The sequence below is a fragment of the Paraburkholderia fungorum genome (assembly GCF_046026025.1).
Lineage (GTDB): Bacteria > Pseudomonadota > Gammaproteobacteria > Burkholderiales > Burkholderiaceae > Paraburkholderia > Paraburkholderia fungorum_E.
The window spans coordinates 116339-137633 of the sequence record NZ_JAQQFL010000025.1 but is presented as its reverse complement, the minus strand read 5'-3'; the positions used below and the strand labels follow the sequence as shown (position 1 = coordinate 137633).

Sequence of the window (21295 nt, the reverse complement as noted above, 5' to 3'; positions counted from 1 at the left end):
GCGGCGGCAAAGAAAGTAAGTGCCGCCCCGCACAGGGGCAACACTAATAGACCGATAACAAAGCAAGGAGAGGCCAACGCCGCAGGCACACAGACCAAATAGACCACTAACACAGCAAGGAAAGGCCAACAAAACAAGAGCAAGAAAAGGCCAACACCGTAAGCAAACAGACAACAAGCACCACCAGCAAGCCCACCTTCATTTAGTCAGACGAATAAAACAGCGGGTTTCCCCTCCCCTGTGGAGGGAAGAACGAGAAGCCGTAAACACAAAGAGCAACAAGCCACACGCAGCAAGCGAAAAAAGTGAACGAGCCCCCTGACCGACCACCGCGCGAGAGCGAAAGCAAAAGCCAAAGCAAAAGCGCAACCCCCCCATTGCTATGACTCTGAACAAAAAACTAGCCTCAATGATCGCGGTCCTCTGGACCGGCCTGATCCTGATCGGCGGCTTCGGCGCATGGCAAAACCGTGCGTCGATGATCTCGGACCGCCGCGATCAACTTGCCTCGCTGATCGATCAGGCGAATCACATCGTCAACCGCTACTACACCCTCGCCCAGCAACACACCATCACCGAAGACGAAGCCAAAAAGCAGGCGCTCGAGACACTCGCCGCCATGCGCTACGGCAAAGACGGCTACATCTCCGTCAACAACTCGCAATCGGTCATGCTGATGCACCCGATCAAGCCGGAAATGGTCGGCAAGAACATGGCGCAATTCACCGACCCGGCCGGCAATCATCTGTTCACCGATATCGTCGACGCAGGCAATCACGACGGCGGCGGCTACGTCGACTATCTCTGGGCCAAGCCCGGTAGCGATAAACCCGTGGCGAAAACCAGCTTCTCGCTGCACTTCGCACCGTGGGACTGGTATCTCGTCACCGGTATGTATATGGACGACGTGCAGCGCGCGTTCTACGCAAATCTGCTGCGCTGGCTCGTCATCACCCTGACGCTCGGCGCGATCGCCACCGTCGTCATGCTGCTGGTGTTGCGCAGCATCCGCCGCACGCTCGGCGGCGATCTCGAAGTCGCCGTCGAGGCAGCTCAACTGATGGCGCGCGGCAACCTCGCTAGCCACGTGCCGGTGCAAGCGAACGACACCAACAGTCTGCTGCACGCCCTCCACACCATGCAGGCCGGTCTCGTCGATACGGTTTCGCGCGTACGCCTGGGCACCGAAAACATCAATATCGGCGCGACCGAAATCGCCGCCGGCAATACTGACCTGTCGCAGCGCACCGAGGAGCAGGCCGCGGCGCTTGTCGAAACGGCGTCGAGCATGGATCAGATGACGGTCAACGTGAAGCAGAACGCGGACAGCGCATTGCAAGCGGCGCATCTCGCCGGGCAAGCCGCGGATGTGGCGACCCGCGGCAGCCACGTGGTCGACGACGTGGTCCGCACAATGGGCGAAATCACCAGCAGTTCGCGGCAGATCGGCGACATCATCGGCGTGATCGACGGCATCGCGTTCCAGACCAATATTCTCGCGCTCAATGCCGCCGTCGAAGCAGCCCGCGCGGGCGAACAGGGCCGCGGCTTCGCGGTGGTCGCCGCCGAAGTGCGCAGCCTCGCGCAACGCTCAGCCACGGCCGCGAAGGAAATCAAGGCGTTGATCGAAACCTCCACCCATACCGTGGAAGCCGGCGCATCACTGGTTGCCAACGCCGGTTCGACCATGGGCGAGATCGTGCAGTCGGTACGCCGCGTGAACGAAATCCTCGAGGAGATCAGCAACGCATCGCGCGAACAGAGCGCGGGCATCGAACAGGTCAATCGCGCAGTCGGCGAAATGGATCAGGTCACGCAACAGAATGCCGCGCTCGTCGAACAAGCCGCGGCCGCGGCCCATTCGCTGAAGGATCAGGTGGGCGTGTTGCGCGAGGCGATCTCGAGCTTCGCGTTGCCGGCCTGAGGCCGGGCACGCTCTTCAGGCGATAGAACGCCAGGGCAAGGAGAGCCGGAGAAAAAAGAAGGCGCTCGACAGGCAGGGAGCGCCTCTTTAACACGCCGCGTCGGAGTTGACGCATTAATCGAACGAACCAGCCGCGCGGATTTTCAAGTTCGCGCGGCTTTTTTGTGGCCGCTCTTAGCCACGGCCGCGTCCGCTTTGCGAAGACGAAGATTAAGCCTCCGTTCAGCAAACGCTTACCACGCCCAATCCCGCAACCAGGTTAAGCCGAATTTGGCATCGCCGAATTCGGCTTAAGGCATTTTCATCAGGATCCGCCGCTTCCGATAATGGCCGCTTTCGAACGCGCGCCTCGCGGCATCCAATCCGGAGCCTTTTCCTCGCGAGCGCCGTCCCACCAAGGCCCGCCGTCATGTTGCTTCATTCCCTCTACCTGCTTGCAATCGTCGCCGAAGCCATGTCCGGCGCAATGATGGGCATGCGCCGCGGCATGGACCGCTTCGGCCTGTGCCTCGTCGGCACCGTCACCGCGCTCGGCGGCGGCACGGTGCGCGACGTGCTGCTCGGCCACTATCCGCTTGCATGGATCTCGCATCCTGATTACGTTCTGATTACAATCGGGGCAGCGTCGATTGCCGCGGCCGGCGCCAAATGGCTGCGCAACTGGCAACGGCTGTTCGTCACGGTCGACGCGATCGGCCTGATCGCGTTCACCATCATCGGTTGCGATATCGCCGCGACGCTGAACGTGAGCCCGGCGATCGTCGTGCTGGCCGGGGCGATCACCGGCGTGTGCGGCGGCATGCTGCGCGACCTGCTGTGCAATCAGATGCCGCTCGTGTTGCGTGAGGAACTGTACGCCAGCATCGCGCTCGGCGCGGGCGCCGCGTATGAGGTCCTGCAAGCCTGCGATGTGGCGGCGGGGCCGGCCTCCATCGTGGTGCTGGCAGGCGGCTTCACAGTGCGCATGCTGGCCGTGCGGTTTCGCTGGCAATTCAAGGTATTCACCGCCGCCGATTCGGGCGGCGCAAGCTAATCCGGCTGCACGCCACGCGTGCGGCTTTCACTCGAGGAGCCCGCTCGACAGTCACGCGCAACAGGCCGCCGGCATTGCCGGTTTCAGCCCGCCACGCAGCGCTGCTCGCTCACCGCACTCATGATCCAAAAGAAGAAATCGCAGTCGCATGATCCCTACGCGCCCGTCGCGAAGAACCAGTTGCTGGCCGCGCGCCTGCCGATGTGGCGCTCGAAGCTCGTCATCCTGCTGGTGTTCAGCGCGTTCGCGTCGCTGGCGGCGCGCGCGTTCTGGGTGCAGGTGGTCAATCAGGATTTCTACGTCGATCAGGGGCAAAAACGCTATCAGCGCACCCTCGAACTCGACGCAACGCGCGGGCGCATTGTCGACCGCAATGGCTCGCTGCTCGCCGTCAGCCTCGCGACCTATGAGATCTGGGCCTCCCCCAAGCTGCTCGACGAAGCCACGTTCGCGCCGCTGTCGAAACTGCTCGACCTGCCGATGGCAGAACTGCGCCGGCGTCTGAACGGCGACAAGACCTTCGTGCTGCTCAAGCGCCAGGTGGATGCCGACACCGCCGATCACCTCAACAAACTGGGGCTCGCCGGCATCACGCAGATCGCGGATTCGAAGCGCTTTTACCCGGAAGGCGAATCGGCGGCGCACGTGGTCGGCTTCACGGATATCGAGGACAACGGCCAGGAAGGCGTCGAACTCGCCGCCAACGAACAACTGCTCGGCGTGCCCGGCCAGCGTGAAGTGATCCGCGACCGTCTGGGCCGGGTCGTGTCCGAGACCCGGCCGCTCGTGCCCGCGCAGAACGGCGACACCATCCACCTGACGATCGACCGGCGCATTCAGCAGCTCGCTTACGCACAATTGAAGGACGCCATCGCCAGACATCACGCTGAAGCCGGCAGCGTGGTCGTGCTCGACGCCCGCAACGGCGAGATTCTCGCGCTCGCCAACTATCCGAGCTTCGATCCGAACGACCGCGCGCGTCTGACCGGACGGCAACTGCGCAATCGCGCGGTGGTCGACACCTTCGAGCCAGGCTCGACGATCAAGCCGGTCGTCGTCGCGCTGTCGATCGACGAGGGCAAGGTGCGGCCGCAAAGCATCATCAATACCGCGCCGGGCTGGTACAAGATCGGGCCGGCCGTGATTCACGACACGTCGAATCATGGCGCGATGACGGTTGCCGAAGCGGTGCAGAAGTCGAGCAATATCGCGCTTGCCAAGCTTGCACTGAATCTGCCCGCCGAAACGATCTGGAACAAGTATCAGGAATACGGGCTTGGGTTGAGGCCGGATTTGACCTTTCCGGGTGTCGCGTCGGGCAAGGTGCGCCCGTACAAACGCTGGCGTCCGATCGAACAGGCGACCATGGCGTATGGCTACGGCCTGTCCACCTCGCTGCTGCAGATCGCCCAGGTCTACACCGCGTATGCCGGCGACGGCACCCTGCATCGCGTGAGTCTATTGCGTCCAGACCAGGACATGGATCGACACGCGAATGGAAACGGGAACGCGGGTGCGGCCGACACCTCACAGGCCGCGGACAAAGGCCATGCGGTCACCACGCCCGCCACCGCGCGCGCGATCCGCTCGATGCTCGAAATGGCTACGGGTCCCGGCGGCACTGGGCGTGCGGCGGCGGTGGAAGGCTACCGGATCGGCGGCAAAACCGGCACGGCGCGCAAACAGGTCGGCGCCACTTACGCGAAAAACCGTTACCGTGCGCTGTTTGTCGGCATGGCGCCCATGAGCGACCCACGCTTGATCGTCGCCGTCATGATCGACGATCCGGCCGGCAAGGCGTTCTATGGCGGGACGGTAGCCGGCCCGGTATTCGGCGCGGTGACGGGTGGCGCGCTGCAATTGCTTGGGGTGCCACCGGATGCGTGAGGCGGCCTCGCGGCTCCCGGCCTGTCCGTCAAACTCGCTGCGCGCCGCTACGGCAGCAAGGGCTAGCGTGACGCGTTATCACTGCCCGCTTTCGCCAGCGCCTCGATGCGGTTGCGGCCATTGCGCTTGGCCCGGTACATCGCCCGGTCGGCTTCTTCCATCATCGCGTGGCCGTGCACGGCCGCCTCGGCCGGCGTACCGGTAATCGTGCGCGCGGCCACGCCGATCGACACGGTCAACGCGATGCGTGCGCCGTGGTCGTCCTGCAAATCCAGTTTTTCGACCGCCATCCGCACGCGCTCGGCTACCGTCAGCGCATCGGCCCGATCGCCTTGCAGCAGCGCGGTGAACTCTTCGCCGCCGTAGCGCGCCACGGTGTCGCCCAGGCGCACCTGCTGCCGCACGCAGGCCGCCACCGCCGCCAGCGCGCGGTCGCCGGTCTGATGTCCGTAGGTGTCGTTGATCAGCTTGAAATTGTCGATATCGATGAACAGACACGCGACCGGCACACCGTACCGGACGGCGCGCATGATCTCCTCGCGCAGCCGTTCGTCGAAGTAGCGGCGATTGGCGAGGCCGGTCAGCGAATCGGTCATACCGAGTTGCTTGAGCCGCTCTCGATGCGCGACATTGTCCAGACTCGCCGTCACGATGCTCGCGAAGCGCTCCAGAATATCCGTCGCCATGCCCTCCGCGAAACGCGCCGGATCGTCGCTGCAGAGGCATAGATAGCCGCTGGTGGTATCGCCCGCGGCGAGCGGCAGCAAGATCGCGCTCGCCGGCGTGGCGAGGTCGCCGAAGAACGCGCGGCACGCCGTATCTGGCAGATCGGCCGGCTTACCCAGCCACGGCTGTCCCTCGTCGCACAGCCCCTGGGCCGCGAGACCCGCTTCGCGCGACGTTCTCAGATTGGGTTGGTCGAGCGCATGCAAAGCGCCCGGCTCGAGAATTTCGAGCAGCATTGGCGCGCGGTCGTCGAGCCACACCACCACGCTCGCCAGCGAGAATTCCTGCGGCAGATGGCTGAACAGCGTGTCGAGAAACGACGTGAAATTCTGCGCGCCGATCAACCTCAACTCGACGTTCTGAAAGCGGCGCAGCGTGCGCTCATTGTGCTGCACGGTATCGACGAGCGAGCGAAGGCGGTCTGAAAGCGGCGTTTGAGCGAGATTCGTCACGTTATCGATGCGAGCCCGAAGGCGGAGCGGGGTCGGCGGCCCCAATCGCTGTAATAACGGCCAATTCCGCGAGGTCTTGAGGGTTGGATCACCGCGCTCGCAAAACAGCGGCTTGACGAGCCGCTCAGGCAGAAGGATTCGGCGCGGGGATTTTGAGCGCGCTCTTAAGTTTGGCTTAATTCTTACCTGTAACTATGGCGCACAACATCCCCTGTTGAGCCGCCAGAACATCGGCGGCGCTTTTTTTCTCCGGGGGTGTCGCCGACGCGCCGATAGATGGACAGCATGCCTGCGAAAAAGGAGTCAAACCATGGTGGAAGACACGGTATTCGAGCATTTGCGCGCGATGCCCGGCAACGAATGGGTGCGCCAGATCCACTCGTGCAAGGTCTCGGACCCTTTGCAGCCCCCTTGGGGACGCTCGTACAGACTCGTCGAATGGACCATGAAGCACAACCCCGAATCAAGCCGCCGCGTGGTGCCCGCGGAAAGCACGCCGCTCGAAATCGCCCAGGCGGTCGTGTCGCACATTCCGGGGCGCCGTTTCTGCCAGCATAGCGACGACTAATCGCGCAGCCGGCAACCCGCCCTCAGCTTTTCGCGTGCTTCGCCATTTCTGCCTCAAACAGCGCGAATTCTTCCGCAGCAGCTTTGGCCACACTCGGACGCCGCATCAAGCGCTTGTAGTACCCAGCAACCATCGGCCATTGCGACAGATCGATGCCGCCGTGCGAAGCCCAGTTCAGCACCGTGACCAGATAGGCGTCGCCCACACTGAACGCGTCGAGCAGATACTCGCTTTGCGCCAGATGATCTTGCAGAACGCCTAGCCGCAACGCAGCCTTGTCGCGCGCATAGCGCTTCACGTCTTCAGGCGCGCGCGCATCGAGCAAGGGCACGAACACTACCTTATGCAACTCCGTACTGATAAAACCCAGCCACTGCTGCAACCGGGCGCGCTGCGCCGTACCCGCGACGGGCGCGAGCCGTGCTTCGGGATAACGATCCGCCACATAAGGCAGGATCGCCGTGTTTTCGGTCAACAGCCAGCCTTCGTCCGTGCGTAGCACCGGCACCTGGCCGAGCGGGCTGACCGGATAGAAGTCCGAACCATCCGCCAATTGTTTCGACTTCGTGTCGACCTGAATGTATCCGGCCTGTGCCCCCGCCTCATACAAGGAGATTCGGGTGGCGAGTGAGCAAGCGAGCGGAGAGAAGTACAGATCCATGGGGAATTCCCTGTCGTTGGTGTTTTTGTACTATATTGCATATAAATAACTTCCGCCATATTTTTATGCCGACCAGTACAAAAAAAGAAGTCCGCCCACGCGGCCGCCCGCGTGCCTATGATTCCGACCAGGCGCTCGCCGATGCGAGAGACGTGTTCTGGCGCAGCGGTTTCGCGGGCACTTCGCTCGATCAATTGAGCGCCGCGACTGGCATGAACCGCCCGAGCCTGTACGGCGCATTCGGCGACAAACGCGCGTTGTATCTGAGCACGCTCGAACGGTATATCGAGGCCGGCCGGCTTGCGATGGTTCATGCGCTCGCCGAAGACCTGCCGCTGCAGCAGGCGCTGATGCGCGTTTATGACGGCGCGCTCGCGTGGTATTTGCCCGCCGAGGGCGATCCGCTCGGCTGCTTCATGATCGGCACCGCCACGGTCGAAGCGGCGACTGACGCCGAGGTCCGCACCGCGCTTGCCGAAGGGCTACGTACCTACGACAAAGTCTTCGAGAAACGCTTCAAGCTGGCGCAGGCCGCGGGCGAACTGGCCGCCGATGCGCAACCCGCCCTCCTCGCGAAGCTCGCGTCGGCGATTTTGCACAGCCTCGCGTTGCGCGCCCGCGCGGGGGACTCGCGCGGGTCGTTGCGAGCGACGGCGGTTGCGGGGGTGGCGTTGCTATGCGGCAATGCGGGCGGGTCATCTGGGCCGGCATCGGACAAAACCGCAGCGAAGGGACGTGGACGCTAGGCGGAAGGTGTTTCGGCCGCATCCTTAGTTGTGCCCCGGATCATGGGCGGGCGGAAAAGCAGTGCCTTTGCAATGGTTGACAGTCGCAGAGAACGGTTACGCCTATGATGGGTCGATCCGCCCGACGCGCCATGGTTTCGACATGAACTATCCGTACGACATACTGACTGCCGCCTGTCTTTTCATCATCGTGGTCTCCACCTCCATCATGCTCGCGCTCAGCTGAGAGCCGTAACGCCCTGTCTCCTGGAAAGGGGCTGAGTACGGTTCAACACACGCCACGCGTTTCCGTAAAAAAGACGGGCTATACTGTATGCATATACAGTACTTTTCGTCTGAGCAATGCGTCTTCCTCCCTTCGATCCTCCCACGCTCGCTGAACTGCGCGTCTGGTGGCGCACGCGCGACGAGCAGGCCATCCAGCGGCTCATCCTCGAGATCCAGCGCCAACGGCTCACGCTGCTGGAGTTGCGCAACCTGATCGACAGCGGCGTCCAGCAGGCGCGCGCCGCCGACCGCACGCTGGTCGAGCGCGGCGAACCATTGATGACGCTACGCATACGGATCGCGCAAGAAGTGCTGCGTGTTGGGGATATCGACGATACGCGGCAGATGAGCCGCGCCGAACAGGAAAAGCTCGCCGTGCGCACCCAGGGTCAGATGGAATACGCACGTGAAGGCCGCTTGAGGCGGCAGCGCCGGAACATCTAGCTCGAGCGTGGCGCTCGAGCTAGCCGGCGTATTTCTGCCGCCGCGCGCAAACAAAAACGGCGCGCAGCCAGGTCAATCCAACTGAATCAGCGCGTTTGCGTCGCGACGCGCAGGCCGAGCGAAATGAACAGCACGCCGATAATCTTGTTTTGCCAGCGGCTAAGCCAGGTCAGGCGCTTGACGAGTTTGCCCAGCGGACGAATGGTCAGCACGATCAGCGTTGTATAAAGCGCGCTCATGCCCACGAAGATCAGACCGAGCGTCGCGAATTGCGCGAATGAGGAGCCGTGCTCGGGGTGAACGAACTGCGGCAGGAACGCGAGGAAAAACAGCGCGGTCTTGGGATTCAACACTTCGGCGGGAATCGCCTGCAAAAATGCTTTGGAAGCGGATACCGGCGCGACCGCCGGCAAATGCGCGCTCGCCTGCTTTTCGCGCAAGGCGCGAATGCCCAGATACACCAGGTACGCGGCGCCGACGAATTTCACGGCATTGAAGGCAAGTGCCGAGGTCATCAGCAAGGCCGACAGCCCAACCGCTGCGCCTAACGTATGGATGAAATCGCCCACTGCGATACCGAGACCGGTGAGTATGCCGGCCTTGCGCCCGCCATGCACCGTGCGCGTCAAAACCAGCAGCACGGCCGGGCCGGGAATCAGAAAGAGCCCCAATACAACGGCAACGAATGTTCCTAGCGTAGAAAAATCAAGCATGTCGTCTCCTCGGTGGCGCGCCCGCTTCAGTGGACCGGCGCGCGTTCAGCAGACGATTATAGACATTCGCCGATTACCCCGTCGGCGATCCGTTACCATGGCGGACGCGGGGCCGCATGAAACGCACATGAGAGACACACATGACTCATGAGGCCCGCTACTTTTTCGTCCACTGAAGTCTTAGCCTTGCCCACCTATACCTTGCCCGCGCCGCTCTGCGCGGAACTCGAAATCCGCAAGAGCCGTTTCATCGCGCATGCGATACCGGTTGCCGACCGCGACGCCGCGATGGCCGAGTTGCGGCGTCTGCGCGACGCGCACCCTGGCGCAACGCACGTGTGCTGGGCGCTGCTGGCGGGCGGCCAGTCAGGCATGTCCGACGACGGCGAACCGTCCGGAACCGCCGGGCGGCCCATTCTCGAAGTGCTGCGGCATCACGATCTGGACGGCGTGCTCGCGGCCGTCGTGCGGTATTACGGCGGCGTGAAACTGGGCGCCGGCGGGCTGGTGCGCGCGTATACCGATGCGATCGCCTCGGCGCTCCTCGACGCGCCACGGGTGGAGCGGATTGCCCAGGTTACGCTGGTCGTCGAAGTGAGTTACGCCGATGAAGCGAAAGTGCGCAGATGGATTGAAGCCGAAGACTACGGGCTCGTCGACAGCGCGTACGGGATGCTGGTGAAGATGACGGTCCGGCTACCCGTCAACGCGGTGGAGGATGCCCGGCTGGCACTCGTGGATATGACTCAGGGCAAAGCCGGTTTCTTTTGACCGCTTCGCCCCCTCTCCCCGCGAGGAGGGCAAACGCAGCATCAGAACGCGTATCTTATGCCCGCAAAAACACTCCGCCCCTCTCCGGGATAAAAGATCGCCCCGCTCGCAGTGGCGGCCTTGGCCACCGTGCTGATATCGCTGACGTAGCGCTTATTGGTCAGATTCCTGGCGTCCACGAACACCGACACGCCATTGCGAAAATCCATTCCGGCTTGCACGCCAAGCAACGCGTATCCCGGCACGCGCAGCGTATTGGCATCATCGGCCCAGGCGCCGGCCGGCACCCAGTCCACGGTCGCCGACACATGAAAACCGTCGGGCCGTGCATAACTCAAAGCAGCGCGCAGCACGTTGACGGGTACACCGGCAATCCGATTGGACCCATACTGCGGATCGTCCTTGAAACGGAAATCGCTCAGATTCCATAAGCCCGACAGCGTAATCCGGTCTCCCGAACCTGGCTTGAAAACATCGCGCCACACATCGACCGAAGCGCCGGCTTCAATACCACGCAACACGGTCTTGCTGGCATTGAACGTAGTGGCCGGAATATCCGGATTGGTCGTGTACTGCAGCAACTGATCGCGCACCATCGATTGATACGCTGTGAGATCCCAACTCACTGCGCCACGCGTGCCGCGCGTGCCGATCTCAAGCGTCCATGCATGTTGCGACTGCAAGGGCGTGAAGCGCGTGGTCGATGCGAACGATTGCGTGAGATCGGTGAAATCCGGTGTATCCTGGCTGCGCGTGATGTCGACAAAAGCCTGAATCTCGCGATTCGGCTGCCACAGCAAACCAAGCTTCGGATTGATACCGTTGTAGGTCTGGCTCGCCGATTTATAGCTTGGGTCTGCAGCGAGGCCGCCATGGTCGACATATTCACGCACGTCACGCAGCGCCTTGACGCCGGTCATCAGCGCCACAGTCGGCAGGAAGAACAGACGGTTCTCGACATAGGCCTCGTAGTTGTACGCGTTCTGCGACGAGTCGAGTGTCTGCGTGCCGCGATTGCCGGCAACGTTGACGTACTGCCGCGCTTGCGTGTTGCCGCCGAAAAAGCGTGCACCCGCAATCACGTCGTTGCGCATCCCGCCGAGGTTCAGCGTCGCCGTATAGCGAGGCGCCACGCCATAGGTCCAGCCGTCCTGATCGAGCACCTGAAAGATCGGGTGATACAGGCTCTTGTGGATAGCCCACGTATCGATGTCGAGCTGACCGACCTCGAGTTTCACCGTCGTGCGGTTCGCGATCCGCTCAGTGCGCGTGTTGCGCGCCTGGTCGCCGGACAGCGCGCTGGCGGCCGCCTTGGTCGGATTGTTCAGCGCATCGCTCAGGCTCAGCGTGCCCGGCAATTGCTGATCAACGACGTAAGCGCCGAGATAGAAGCGCGTCTCGACGTTCGGACTGAAGCGATAGCCGACATTGGCGTTGAACTGCTCATATTGCCCGCGTGAATGCTGACGGAAGCCGTCGCTATGATCGACCGTGAACGTGCCGATGAAATCGAGCGGCCCCACTACGCGCGAAAACTGCGCGCTGCTGCGCACCGTGCCGTAGCTGCCGCCTTCGAGCCGCAAGATGTTCGGCGCGGCCGCTGTGCGCGCGGTCGGTGTCAGAAAATCGATCGCGCCGCCAAGGGTCGACGATCCGTAGGCGAGCCCGTTGCCGCCCTTGTAGACCTCGGTTGCCTGCAGCGCGAGCGGATCGATCTGGTAGTAGTCGCCGCTGCCGTCAGCCAGATTGGTCGGTATGCCATCCTGCAGAATTTCCAGGCCGCGCGTATGGTAAGAACGCGCAATGCCCGAGCCGCGGATCGACAGACGCAGCTCCTGCCCATAGCGGTTCTGCACAAATACGCCCGGCACGTCCCTCAGCACGTCACGCAAGGTGAAGGCATACGTGTTCGTATATGACTCGCTATCCACAAAGCCCACCGAGCCCACTGTTTCGTCGAGCTTGCGCTTTTGTTGAGCCGGCGTGCTGGAGGTCAACGAACGCTCAACCTGCCCTTGTACAACGACTGGCGCCAACAGTTTTGGCTCCGAAGCGTCAGATGGTTTGCTGGTCTGCGCGAGCGCGTGCGTGGCGAATAAAACCGCGGCGCTCGACAGCGCACTGCTTCTTTTGATGAATCGATACATAGGATGAGGTCCCGGCGCTGCATCGTGGCAGCGTCTTTTGAATGTGGCATATCGCGCGCATTCGATCAGATCGAGTACGCGTACGAGTGGGCCGCGCGGCAAGCACGCGCCGATAGGCCCACGCTTGCGTATGCAAGCGCGCACAGGCACTGCTAGCGGTGAAAACCGGCGGCGTAAGAGGAAGAGTCTGTGTGCTCAGGCATGCATGCGCGTCGGCGCAACCGCGGCATCCAGGCGGAAGCGCGTCACGCCTGGCACGCAGGCAGACCGGCGGAAATCAGAGAACGGCGGCAGGGGGTGCGCGGGGCTGCGCGTAGAAATGCGGCGTAACGGACGGTGCGCTGACGCTGGTATGAACGACAACGGTATGCGTGAACGCGGCCTGAGTCGCGAAGGCAAGCGGCACCGGCGGCACGACCGGGAAATGCGCGAGCAATCCGCAGTAGCCGCATGCTTCCCAATGAAACGCCAGCGAGTGTGAGTCAAGCGAGTCATGCGTGCCACTGCTCGCTAACGCATCGGTTTGCGCGGAACAATGGTCGACCAGCGCTGCATCGAGACGTTCTTGCGCGCTCAACGCTTGCGACACCGTGGGCGCAAGCGTTGCCATCAGGATTGCGAGCAATCCGAGGATACTGCCGATCTTCTGTAGATGGCGGCGCAGCATGTGGCAAGGTGTTATTGAAATGAAAGCCGTGCGATTATGCCACGCAAGTTCGTCGAAATCGCAAGCTCATGGAGACGCAATGATGGATATAGCGGCCTGCACGGCATGGCGCAAGTTTCGCGATTTACATGCGTGGCGGTTATTGAACCGGATCGGCTCGCTGTTACCATGCTGCTCTGCACCGGGATGACTCAACTTGAAAGGCTACCCCTCTGACCTCGACCGCCGCTTTTTCCAGCACAGCGCCCAAGTCGCCGCAACAGAATCAGTCTCTGCGGCCGTCGCCTGATCCCCTGCGCCGGGCCCTGAGATCTACTGTGCTCAAGGGTTGCAGCGCCGTCGCCCTGCCGTTGATGCTGTCTGCCTGCTCCTGGTCGTGGTTCGGCCTGAATTGCCCATCGCGAGTGGCCGCGCATTCCACCGGCTGGCTCAGCGTCGCCCCCGCCCGCGATTTCGTGTACATGGCGGCGCTGAACGGCCAGGTGTCGCCGAACCGGATCGAAAACACGGCGATGACCGGCATCGTGCTAAAAACCGATATCAACGAGACCGTGCGCAACAGCATCGCGAGCAGTTTGCAGATTGCCGGTTTTCATCTCACCGAGGGCAGGAAGGTTCTGAGCGGCAGCATCGAGAAGTTCACGGTAGACGACACGCGCTCGCCCACATTCTGGACGCTGAAAATGCGCTACATCGTGACCGATGCCACAACCCAGAAAGTTGTGTTCTCAACCACCAAGACTGTCCGGCAGAAATCGCCTAAATTCACCAGCAATACCATCGCCATCGAAGATACGGTCAGGCTGAGCGTCGATGCATTGATCAGCGACCCGGGCTTCGTTAGATCGGTGAATTGAACGCAAAGACGAACGCACGGACCGATCATGTCAATCACCGCCTGGCTGTTCTTCCTGCCCGCCTGCTTCGCGATCAACCTCGCGCCCGGCCCAAACAATCTTCTATCGATCAACGTTGCTGCGCGTCACGGCTTCATGACGGCCTTCGTCGGCGGCACCGGCCGGCTCGTTGCATTCGCGTTGATGCTGGTGTTGGCCGCAACCGGCCTCGCGGTCGTGCTGCACGCATCCGAGTGGTTCTTTCTTGCGATCAAGCTGGCGGGCGCCGCCTACCTGATCTGGCTGGCGATCCAGTTGTGGCGCAGCGACGCGCCCGCTATCGACACGCTGCAGCAGGACGACGCGTCGCTCTGGCGGATCGCGCGGCAGGAGTGCCTGGTGGCCGCCGGTAATCCGAAGGCGATTCTGGTTTTCACCGCGTTCCTGCCGCAGTTCGTCGATATCGCCAAGCCGATGCTGCCGCAATTCGCTGTACTCGGCGCGAGCTTTCTGGTGCTCGAATGCGTGGCGATCGCACTTTACTCGTGGGCGGGCATGCACCTTGGCAAGTGGCTGGTTCACGCGAAGGTCAGGCGCTGGTTCAATCGCTGTTGCGGGACGTTTCTCGGGGTGATCGGGGTGAGTTTTTTGCTGGCACGATAGCCAGTCCATCGGCGTAACCATAAACAATAACGAATACACGGCTGCAGAAACTTTAACTGTCATCAATCGTCCTGCACCCTTATGCTCGATCAATAACCCGCCGCCGCGGCAAGATCATGCGCGGCGCCGGGCAAGCGACTTCTCATCGTCACAGGGGCGGCATCATGAAGATCTGTATCTTCGGAGCAGGAGCGATTGGCGGTTTGATGGGCGTGCAACTGGCGCGTGCCGGCGCGGATGTGAGTTTCGTCGCGCGCGGCGCGCATCTCGCGGCCATGCGCGAACACGGCGCGAGATTGATCATGGACGGCGAAACGTACAGCGCACCGGTACGCTGTACGTCGGACCCGCGCGAACTCGGCGTGCAGGACTTCGTGATCATCACATTGAAGGCGCACTCGCTGCCCGGCGTGGTCGAGGCCATGCAGCCGCTTCTCGGCAAGCACACGGCGATCGTCACCGGCGTCAACGGCATTCCTTATTGGTACTTCTACCAGCACGGCGGAAAATTCGCCGGCACGCGCCTCGCCAGCATCGACCCGGACGGCAGCCAATGGACCCGGCTCGGCCCAGAACGCGCGATCGGCTGTGTGCTGTACCCCGCAGCGGAAATCGTCGAACCGGGCGTCATCAAGCACGTGTACGGCAAGAAATTCCCGATCGGCGAGCCGAGCGGCGAACGCACGCCGCGCATCCAGCAGTTGCACGAAATCATGCAGGCAGCAGGTTTCGACGCGCCGATCCGCGACAATATCCGCGACGAAATCTGGCTCAAGCTGTGGGGCAATCTGTGCTTCAACCCGATCAGCGCGTTGACTCACGCCACGCTCGACGTCCTCACCAGCGACCCCGGTACGCGCGCGGTATCACGTACGATGATGCTGGAAGCCAAGCGCATTGCGGATCAGTTCGGCGTGCATTTTCGCGTCGATGTGGAAAAACGTATCGACGGTGCGGGTGCGGTCGGCGCGCACAAAACCTCCACGCTGGTCGACCTGGAGAACCGCCGTCCGATGGAGATCGATCCGCTATTGACGGTGGTCCAGGAAATGGGCCGTCTCGTTGCCGAGCCCACGCCGACGATCGACGTCGTGCTCGCCCTGATCAAACTGCGCGAACGGATCGCATTGCAGAGCGGTTGAGCGTCCGCTCTCGCCGCGGTTCGCGCCGCGCTGCCAACATTTCGCGGCAGGCCTCAGGCAAGGATCGAACACCCGGTGTTCGATCCTTTATTTGCGCTGCTATTGATCGATCGCCAGCCACACCGCCTTCGGCTCGGTGAAGTTTTCAATCGCCACGTCGCCGTGCTCGCGGCCAAAACCGGAATCGCCGGAACCGCCCCAAGGCAGGCGTACATCGGTATAGCCGTAGGTATTGATCCACACGGTACCCGCCTTCAGATCACGCGCCACGCGATGCACGCGGCCAATATCGGCGCTCCACACGCCGGCCGCGAGGCTATACAACGTGCCATTGGCAATCCGGATCGCGTCGGCTTCGTCGTTGAAACGAATCACGGTTGCCACCGGCCCGAAGATCTCCTCCTGCGAAATGCGCATTTCATGCTCGACATTGGCGAACACCGTCGGCTCGACGAAGAAACCGCGTTCGCCCACACGCGCACCGCCAGTTACGAGCGACGCCCCTTCGGCGCGCCCTGCCTCGACATAGCCAAGCACGGTCTTCATCTGCGCCGCGGAAATGAGCGGCCCCATCGACGTTTCGCGCGCCGCCGGATCGCCAACCTTGATCGCTTTCGCTCGCGCCGCAAGACGCTCGACAACTTCGTCATACACGTCACGGTGGGCCAGAATGCGCGAGCCGGCCGAACATACCTGACCGGTGTTGAAGAAAATGCCGGACGCCGCGGCTCGCACCGCATTGTCGAGATTCGCATCTGGAAAGATCAGGTTCGCCGACTTGCCGCCGAGCTCCAGCGTGACGCGTTTGAAGTTGCCGGCCGCGCCCTGCAGAATGCCGCGTCCCACTGACGGCGAGCCCGTGAAAGTCACTTTGTCGATGCCGGGATGTGCCACCAGCGCGTCGCCGACCACCCGCCCCTTGCCAGTGACAATGTTCAGTACTCCCGGCGGTACGCCGGCTTCGAGTGCCAGTTCGCCGACACGCAACGCGCTCAGCGGCGTAATTTCCGCCGGTTTGACGATCAGCGTGCAACCGCATGCCAAAGCGGGCGCGATTTTCCACATGCCGATCATCAGCGGGAAATTCCACGGCACGATCGCGGCGACCACGCCGACCGGCTCACGCAGCGTGTACGTCAAGGCGTCGGGACGCACCGGCACCACCTGCCCGTTGATCTTGTCGCACCAGCCTGCGTAGTATTCGAGCGTATCGATCGCTGCGGGAATGTCCTGGCGCATCACCGCCGAGATCGGCTTGCCCGCGTCGAGGCTTTCCAACGCGGCGAGCTCTTCCAGATTCGCGCGCATCAGCCCCGCGAGACGCATCAGGATGCGGCCTCGTTCGGCTGCCCGTATCGCGTTCCACACTTTCAATGCGGCACGCGCCGCGTGGACCGCGGTATCGACGTCAGCCGCACTGCCTTGTGCAACCAGTGCAATCGGCTCTTCGGTTGCCGGGTTGATGTCGACGGAATATTCGCCGGTGCCGGGCGGCAAACGCTTGCCGTCGATCAGCAGATCATGGCGCCTGAGGTCGGTTTCAGTTTCCATCATGAAGCTCCTTGTGGGAAATGTCGCGTGGGCTGACTAGCAGCGGATCGGTCAGGGCGGCGAACTGCGCCCACGCCGCCGCGGCGTTGGGTCTGAGGGAGCGGTTGCGGCGATGCACGAGCAGCGTCGTCAGATTCATCTCGGGAACCAGCGGTCTGCTCACCAACGACGCGGCGGGTACGGGCCAATGTCCGCCGACCGGTAAAACACCGACGCCGATACCCAGTTCGACCATGCGCGACACCGCCGCGACGTGTCCGAGTTCCTGAACCGGCCGTCGCTTCAGACCGTGCGTGCTGAAGGCGAGCTCAAGCGCGGTGCGCACACCCGCATCGGCATTCAGCGTAACGAGCGCATGGTCCTGCAAGGCGCACCACGGGACGGCGGCTTGCCGCGCCAACGGATGCGCGGGTGGCATCACCACCTGCAGTTGCGTCGTGAAAACCATTTGCGCATGCAACTGATCGGCGTTCAGCGGCTCCGCTACCGAGACCACACCGAAGTCCACTTCCCCCTGCTCGACGCTCGCGAGCACACTGCCTTGCGGCTGGTCCTTGACGGACACGATCAGTTCGGGAAACGCCGACGCACAACGAGCGAGCCCCTGTGCCACCCAGCTCGACGACAGCACCGGATTGCTCGCCAGCACAACCACGCCGGTGTGTCCTTCGTAAGCGGCACGCTCCTCGCGCAACGTCAACTCAATTTCATCGAGCAGGCGACCGATTCTGCGCTCCAGACTCGCGCCCGCATGAGTCAGTTCTACCTGGCGTGTGGTGCGATCGAACAGTTTCAATTCGACCGCATCTTCAAGTTCGCGCACACAACGGCTCACCGCCGACTGCGTCAGATCGAACTCGCGCGCCGCGCGCGTAAAGCTCCGTTCACGCGCAACGGCGACGAACACTTTGAGTTGCTGCAGCGAGACATTCATGACGTCATTGCCGGGTAGGGGCAGCCCACCTTATTCGCCTGTCTGCTCAGGCCACTGACTAAGCCGTGAGGACTTACTGCCGGCAACCGCGAGCGCGCCCTGAGGTTCGTTATGCGATTCGATCCAGCGCGAACGCATGGGTGAAAGAATGAACTTCGCCGAGATGCCCGCGGCAATCGTGACGATCGCGGAGACGATAAAGACAAGATTCCAGCCCCCTGTTGCCGACAATACCGAAGCAATCGGCACCAGCAGCGACGCCGTACCCTTCGCGGTGTAGAGCGTGCCCGCATTGGCCGCCGCGTATTTGCTGCCGAAGGTGTCGGCACAGATCGCCGGGAAAATCGAGAAAATTTCGCCCCAGAACAGAAAGATCAACGCAGCGAACGTCATGAACGCATACGGGTTGCTGCCGTATTGCATGAGGCCGAGCAGCGCAAGGCCCTCGCCGATGAAGATCACGAACATCGTGTTTTCACGGCCGAGTTTGTCGGAAATGAAACCGCACAGCGGACGGGTAAAGCCGTTGCAGACATTGTCGATGGAAAGCGTGGCGGTGAGCAGCGGCAAGGTCATGCCGAAGATCGTCATCGGGATGCGTGCGATCCCCCAGTCTTTCGCGATCGGACCGATTTGCGCCGTCGCCATCAGGCCGCCCGCCGCGACCGCGACAAACGACACGTAGATCACCCAGAACACCGGCGTTTTGATCATCTGGCCCGGCGTGTAATCGACCTTGGTGACCGCGAACTTTTTCTTCGGCGCGGTGTGCTGGCGCAAGACCGGTTTCTTCAACAGCAGCGCGAGCCCAAGTATGCAAACACCCTGCAGGATGCCGAAGAAGAAGAACGTGTGCTCATACCCCGAGCGCGTGATCATGTTGGCGATCGGAATCACGGTGACGGCCGCGCCGGCGCCAAAACCCGCTGCGGTCAAACCGGCCGCAAGACCGCGGCGATCCGGAAACCACTTCAACGCATTGCCGACACACGTACCGTACACGCCGCCCGCCCCGATCCCGGCAATGACCGCCGACACGTACAGCATCGGCAAGGTCGTCGCGTATGAATTGATGACCCATGCGAGGCCCGCACATACCGCACCGCCCGCGACCACCGGGCGCGGCCCGAACTTGTCGACCAGCCAGCCTTCTACCGGCACGAGCCACGTTTCAGTGAGAATGAAAATAGCGAAGGCGAGTTGAATCGACGCCTCCCCCCAGTGATGCCGCGCATTCATCGGCGTGACGAACAATGTCCATGCGTATTGCAGATTGGCCACCAGGGCCATGCACATCATGCCGATGACGAGCTGCCACCAACGGCCCGCCCAGAACACGCGGGGCGTGGTCTGCTGAGTGATATCGTCCATGCGCCTTGTCTCCGCCATTTTTATGGAGTGCGGCCGGCCGTTGCGCCCCACTCCATGCGTCTCACTTTCTGGTTATGACCCGAATAGCCTTGCCATTCGGGAATATTTAATATTTGCGTCTTTAATTCGCATTATTCGAAAGCTGGGCTACCTGAATCATCGCTTTTCAGCGCAGATCTTTTATTCCGATCAATTCAACATCGGTGCCGCATCAATTCCTGCTTCTGAGCCCGTCACACCTCAAATCCAAGCGTTAACCCGAGGATTGCCGAGGATTGTCGAGTACTACGTCCGGTACCACATTGAGTAACGCACCGGCAATTCCGCTTCTAATCCAGGTCCATGCTAGGGTCATTGCTGAATAACTAATAATTAAAGTTTGTTATTATGTTGATTCACATTTGCTTATACATTGGCCATGACAATGCGCAATGCGACTCTGCGGCAACTGAAGGTCTTTGAAACGGTGGCGCGCCACCTGAGCTTCTCGCGCGCCGCGGAGGAATTGCATCTGACGCAGCCCGCCGTCTCCACCCAGGTCCGGCAACTCGAGGAACACGCGGGGCTGCCGCTGTTCGAGCAACTCGGCAAAAAAATCTATCTGACGCCGGCCGGCACCGAGATGCTCCACTACAGCCGCGCGATCATTCAGCAGTTCCATGAAGTCGACGAGGCGATGGGCCAGCTCAAGGGCGTTTCCGGCGGCAAGCTGAACGTCGCGGTGATCAGCGCAGGCGACTATTTCTTTCCACGGGTGCTGGCTGAATTCACGCGGCGCTACTCGGGCGTCGTGCTCAATCTCGCGGTACACAATCGCGCGGAGTTGCTGCATCAACTCGCGACTAACCAGACCGATCTCGCGGTGATGGTGCGCCCGCCGCACGAAACCGACGCGACCAATGAGCCGTTCGCGCCGCACCCTTATGTGATCGTGGCGGCGCCCACGCATCCGCTCGCGCGCAAGCGCAACATCAAGATGAGCCAGTTGGCGAGCGAGGCCTTTATCGTGCGCGAGCGCGGCTCGGACACCTGGAATTCCATGGAGGAAGGCTTCGCCGGCCGTCTCGCCAATCTCAAGATCGCGATGGAGATCAAGAGCACCGAGACGATCAAGCAGGCCGTGATCGCCGGCATGGGTATCGCATTCCTGTCCGCGCATACGATCAGTCTCGAATTGCAGCTCGGCCATCTGGTCGTGCTCGACGTCGAGAGCTTTCCGGTCATGCTCAACTGGTACGTCGTGCATCGGAAGAACAAGCGCCTGCCGCCGGTTGCCGTCGCCTTCAAACGCTTCCTGATGGAGGAAGGCGCGAGTCTCATCGAGAAAATCACCCGCGTGAAGGAATTGAGCGTCTATAAGCAGTAGGTTATGCAAATCCATTGAAACTTTGACTATTTCAAACTGATCAGTATCCCTATGCTGCAAGTGAGTTCCCTTACTTGTCAGTTCAGGAGATCGATCATGCATCACGCTCCGCTTGAAACTCATGCCGGCACGCGGTCCGCACGCGCTGCCGTGACCAGCCCCGACGACGCCCATCTGAGCGCGTTCAACGCCGCCTTCAGCGACCTTGGTCTGCGCTTTCGCTGGGACCAGGCCACACTCGAGGTACTGAAGGAGTTCAACAGTGAAGCGGCGCGTATTACGGCCTATATCGAGCGATTTCACTCGCATCTTCACAGGGCGTATGACGCCGAGTTCCTTGCCCAGATGATCTTGAGCAAGAAGCTCAGGTACTACAGCGAGTTCGCGGCAGCAGGCGAAACGAACGAATAGAGACTCCGGCAGGAC

At 61.8% G+C, this 21295-nt stretch carries 21 protein-coding genes; 13 read left to right on the top strand and 8 right to left on the bottom strand.

Annotated features, from left to right (window positions below):
* The first annotated feature begins 382 nt into the window (after positions 1-382).
* The 3 genes from PQR67_RS25180 (at position 383) to PQR67_RS25170 (ending at position 4844) form a co-directional block, all read left to right on the top strand.
* Positions 383-1924: a methyl-accepting chemotaxis protein gene (locus PQR67_RS25180; RefSeq protein ID WP_408465205.1), complete on the top strand. Its 1542-nt coding sequence runs from the start codon at positions 383-385 to the stop codon at positions 1922-1924.
* 409 nt (positions 1925-2333) lie between these two features.
* Positions 2334-2957 carry a trimeric intracellular cation channel family protein gene (locus PQR67_RS25175; RefSeq protein ID WP_408465203.1) on the top strand — a complete coding sequence of 208 codons (624 nt, stop codon included), beginning with the start codon at positions 2334-2336 and terminating at the stop codon, positions 2955-2957.
* 120 nt (positions 2958-3077) lie between these two features.
* Entirely contained in the window at positions 3078-4844 is a 1767-nt protein-coding gene (locus PQR67_RS25170; RefSeq protein ID WP_408465201.1) for a peptidoglycan D,D-transpeptidase FtsI family protein, read from the top strand.
* A gap of 62 nt (positions 4845-4906) precedes the next feature.
* On the opposite strand, the gene PQR67_RS25165 is transcribed toward PQR67_RS25170, so the two are convergent.
* A complete protein-coding gene (locus PQR67_RS25165; RefSeq protein WP_408465199.1) occupies positions 4907-6022 on the bottom strand; it encodes a GGDEF domain-containing protein in 1116 nt (371 codons plus the stop codon).
* 310 nt (positions 6023-6332) lie between these two features.
* On the opposite strand from PQR67_RS25165, the gene PQR67_RS25160 reads away from it, so the two are divergent.
* The gene (locus PQR67_RS25160; RefSeq protein ID WP_120347438.1) at positions 6333-6590 is read left to right on the top strand and encodes a DUF2866 domain-containing protein; all 258 of its coding nucleotides are present in this window, start codon (positions 6333-6335) and stop codon (positions 6588-6590) included.
* Between the two features lie 22 nt (positions 6591-6612).
* Here PQR67_RS25160 and PQR67_RS25155 read toward each other — a convergent pair whose 3' ends face one another.
* Complete coding sequence (locus PQR67_RS25155) at positions 6613-7251, bottom strand: glutathione binding-like protein (protein ID WP_408465197.1); 639 nt, start codon at positions 7249-7251, stop codon at positions 6613-6615.
* A gap of 65 nt (positions 7252-7316) precedes the next feature.
* On the opposite strand from PQR67_RS25155, the gene PQR67_RS25150 reads away from it, so the two are divergent.
* The 3 genes from PQR67_RS25150 to PQR67_RS25140 all read left to right on the top strand — a co-directional run bounded on the left by PQR67_RS25150 (position 7317) and on the right by PQR67_RS25140 (position 8708).
* A complete protein-coding gene (locus PQR67_RS25150; RefSeq protein WP_408465195.1) occupies positions 7317-7997 on the top strand; it encodes a TetR/AcrR family transcriptional regulator in 681 nt (226 codons plus the stop codon).
* Between the two features lie 67 nt (positions 7998-8064).
* Positions 8065-8223, top strand: coding sequence for a hypothetical protein (locus tag PQR67_RS25145; RefSeq protein ID WP_408465193.1), 159 nt, complete (start codon positions 8065-8067; stop codon positions 8221-8223).
* A gap of 116 nt (positions 8224-8339) precedes the next feature.
* Positions 8340-8708 carry a hypothetical protein gene (locus tag PQR67_RS25140; protein WP_408465191.1) on the top strand — a complete coding sequence of 123 codons (369 nt, stop codon included), beginning with the start codon at positions 8340-8342 and terminating at the stop codon, positions 8706-8708.
* A gap of 86 nt (positions 8709-8794) precedes the next feature.
* On the opposite strand, the gene PQR67_RS25135 is transcribed toward PQR67_RS25140, so the two are convergent.
* Positions 8795-9421, bottom strand: a complete 627-nt coding sequence (locus PQR67_RS25135; RefSeq protein WP_408465189.1) for a LysE family translocator — start codon at positions 9419-9421, stop codon at positions 8795-8797.
* Between the two features lie 186 nt (positions 9422-9607).
* Here PQR67_RS25135 and PQR67_RS25130 point away from each other — a divergent pair, with 186 nt between their 5' ends.
* The gene (locus PQR67_RS25130; RefSeq protein ID WP_507022008.1) at positions 9608-10192 is read left to right on the top strand and encodes an IMPACT family protein; all 585 of its coding nucleotides are present in this window, start codon (positions 9608-9610) and stop codon (positions 10190-10192) included.
* Between the two features lie 41 nt (positions 10193-10233).
* Here PQR67_RS25130 and PQR67_RS25125 read toward each other — a convergent pair whose 3' ends face one another.
* Positions 10234-12339 (bottom strand): TonB-dependent receptor family protein, encoded by a 2106-nt coding sequence (locus PQR67_RS25125; protein ID WP_408465185.1) that lies wholly within the window; start codon positions 12337-12339, stop codon positions 10234-10236.
* A 277-nt stretch (positions 12340-12616) separates the two neighbouring features.
* Positions 12617-13006 carry a DUF2946 domain-containing protein gene (locus tag PQR67_RS25120; RefSeq protein ID WP_408465183.1) on the bottom strand — a complete coding sequence of 130 codons (390 nt, stop codon included), beginning with the start codon at positions 13004-13006 and terminating at the stop codon, positions 12617-12619.
* Positions 13007-13323: 317 nt separating this feature from the next.
* Here PQR67_RS25120 and PQR67_RS25115 point away from each other — a divergent pair, with 317 nt between their 5' ends.
* The 3 genes from PQR67_RS25115 (at position 13324) to PQR67_RS25105 (ending at position 15647) form a co-directional block, all read left to right on the top strand.
* Complete coding sequence (locus PQR67_RS25115; RefSeq protein WP_408465181.1) at positions 13324-13863, top strand: hypothetical protein; 540 nt, start codon at positions 13324-13326, stop codon at positions 13861-13863.
* Positions 13864-13890: 27 nt separating this feature from the next.
* Positions 13891-14505, top strand: coding sequence for a LysE family translocator (locus PQR67_RS25110; protein WP_408465179.1), 615 nt, complete (start codon positions 13891-13893; stop codon positions 14503-14505).
* Positions 14506-14669: 164 nt separating this feature from the next.
* Positions 14670-15647 (top strand): 2-dehydropantoate 2-reductase, encoded by a 978-nt coding sequence (locus PQR67_RS25105; RefSeq protein ID WP_408465177.1) that lies wholly within the window; start codon positions 14670-14672, stop codon positions 15645-15647.
* A 99-nt stretch (positions 15648-15746) separates the two neighbouring features.
* Here PQR67_RS25105 and PQR67_RS25100 read toward each other — a convergent pair whose 3' ends face one another.
* From PQR67_RS25100 to oxlT, 3 genes are read right to left on the bottom strand one after another with little or no spacing between them, the layout of a single operon-like run.
* Positions 15747-17198 carry an aldehyde dehydrogenase family protein gene (locus PQR67_RS25100; protein WP_408465209.1) on the bottom strand — a complete coding sequence of 484 codons (1452 nt, stop codon included), beginning with the start codon at positions 17196-17198 and terminating at the stop codon, positions 15747-15749.
* On the bottom strand, positions 17188-18132 hold the full coding sequence (locus PQR67_RS25095) for a LysR family transcriptional regulator (RefSeq protein ID WP_408465175.1): 945 nt from the start codon (positions 18130-18132) through the stop codon (positions 17188-17190). Before PQR67_RS25095 ends, PQR67_RS25100 begins: the two co-directional genes overlap by 11 nt.
* A gap of 30 nt (positions 18133-18162) precedes the next feature.
* Positions 18163-19503 (bottom strand): oxalate/formate MFS antiporter, encoded by a 1341-nt coding sequence (gene oxlT, locus PQR67_RS25090; RefSeq protein ID WP_408465173.1) that lies wholly within the window; start codon positions 19501-19503, stop codon positions 18163-18165.
* A gap of 418 nt (positions 19504-19921) precedes the next feature.
* Between oxlT and PQR67_RS25085 the strand changes: the two genes are divergently transcribed.
* Both PQR67_RS25085 and PQR67_RS25080 read left to right on the top strand, forming a co-directional pair.
* Positions 19922-20869 (top strand): LysR family transcriptional regulator, encoded by a 948-nt coding sequence (locus PQR67_RS25085; RefSeq protein WP_408465171.1) that lies wholly within the window; start codon positions 19922-19924, stop codon positions 20867-20869.
* Positions 20870-20965: 96 nt separating this feature from the next.
* Positions 20966-21280, top strand: coding sequence for an HAD family hydrolase (locus PQR67_RS25080; protein WP_408465169.1), 315 nt, complete (start codon positions 20966-20968; stop codon positions 21278-21280).
* Positions 21281-21295 lie beyond the last annotated feature (15 nt).

Coding starts and splice junctions, on each gene's coding strand:
- PQR67_RS25180 (WP_408465205.1), top strand. CDS start 383: ATGACTCTGAACAAAAAACTAGCCTCAATGATCGCGGTCCTCTGGACC.
- PQR67_RS25175 (WP_408465203.1), top strand. CDS start 2,334: ATGTTGCTTCATTCCCTCTACCTGCTTGCAATCGTCGCCGAAGCCATG.
- PQR67_RS25170 (WP_408465201.1), top strand. CDS start 3,078: ATGATCCAAAAGAAGAAATCGCAGTCGCATGATCCCTACGCGCCCGTC.
- PQR67_RS25160 (WP_120347438.1), top strand. CDS start 6,333: ATGGTGGAAGACACGGTATTCGAGCATTTGCGCGCGATGCCCGGCAAC.
- PQR67_RS25155 (WP_408465197.1), bottom strand. CDS start 7,251: ATGGATCTGTACTTCTCTCCGCTCGCTTGCTCACTCGCCACCCGAATC.
- PQR67_RS25150 (WP_408465195.1), top strand. CDS start 7,317: ATGCCGACCAGTACAAAAAAAGAAGTCCGCCCACGCGGCCGCCCGCGT.
- PQR67_RS25140 (WP_408465191.1), top strand. CDS start 8,340: ATGCGTCTTCCTCCCTTCGATCCTCCCACGCTCGCTGAACTGCGCGTC.
- PQR67_RS25135 (WP_408465189.1), bottom strand. CDS start 9,421: ATGCTTGATTTTTCTACGCTAGGAACATTCGTTGCCGTTGTATTGGGG.
- PQR67_RS25125 (WP_408465185.1), bottom strand. CDS start 12,339: ATGTATCGATTCATCAAAAGAAGCAGTGCGCTGTCGAGCGCCGCGGTT.
- PQR67_RS25120 (WP_408465183.1), bottom strand. CDS start 13,006: ATGCTGCGCCGCCATCTACAGAAGATCGGCAGTATCCTCGGATTGCTC.
- PQR67_RS25110 (WP_408465179.1), top strand. CDS start 13,891: ATGTCAATCACCGCCTGGCTGTTCTTCCTGCCCGCCTGCTTCGCGATC.
- PQR67_RS25105 (WP_408465177.1), top strand. CDS start 14,670: ATGAAGATCTGTATCTTCGGAGCAGGAGCGATTGGCGGTTTGATGGGC.
- PQR67_RS25100 (WP_408465209.1), bottom strand. CDS start 17,198: ATGGAAACTGAAACCGACCTCAGGCGCCATGATCTGCTGATCGACGGC.
- PQR67_RS25095 (WP_408465175.1), bottom strand. CDS start 18,132: ATGAATGTCTCGCTGCAGCAACTCAAAGTGTTCGTCGCCGTTGCGCGT.
- oxlT (WP_408465173.1), bottom strand. CDS start 19,503: ATGGACGATATCACTCAGCAGACCACGCCCCGCGTGTTCTGGGCGGGC.
- PQR67_RS25085 (WP_408465171.1), top strand. CDS start 19,922: ATGACAATGCGCAATGCGACTCTGCGGCAACTGAAGGTCTTTGAAACG.
- PQR67_RS25080 (WP_408465169.1), top strand. CDS start 20,966: ATGCATCACGCTCCGCTTGAAACTCATGCCGGCACGCGGTCCGCACGC.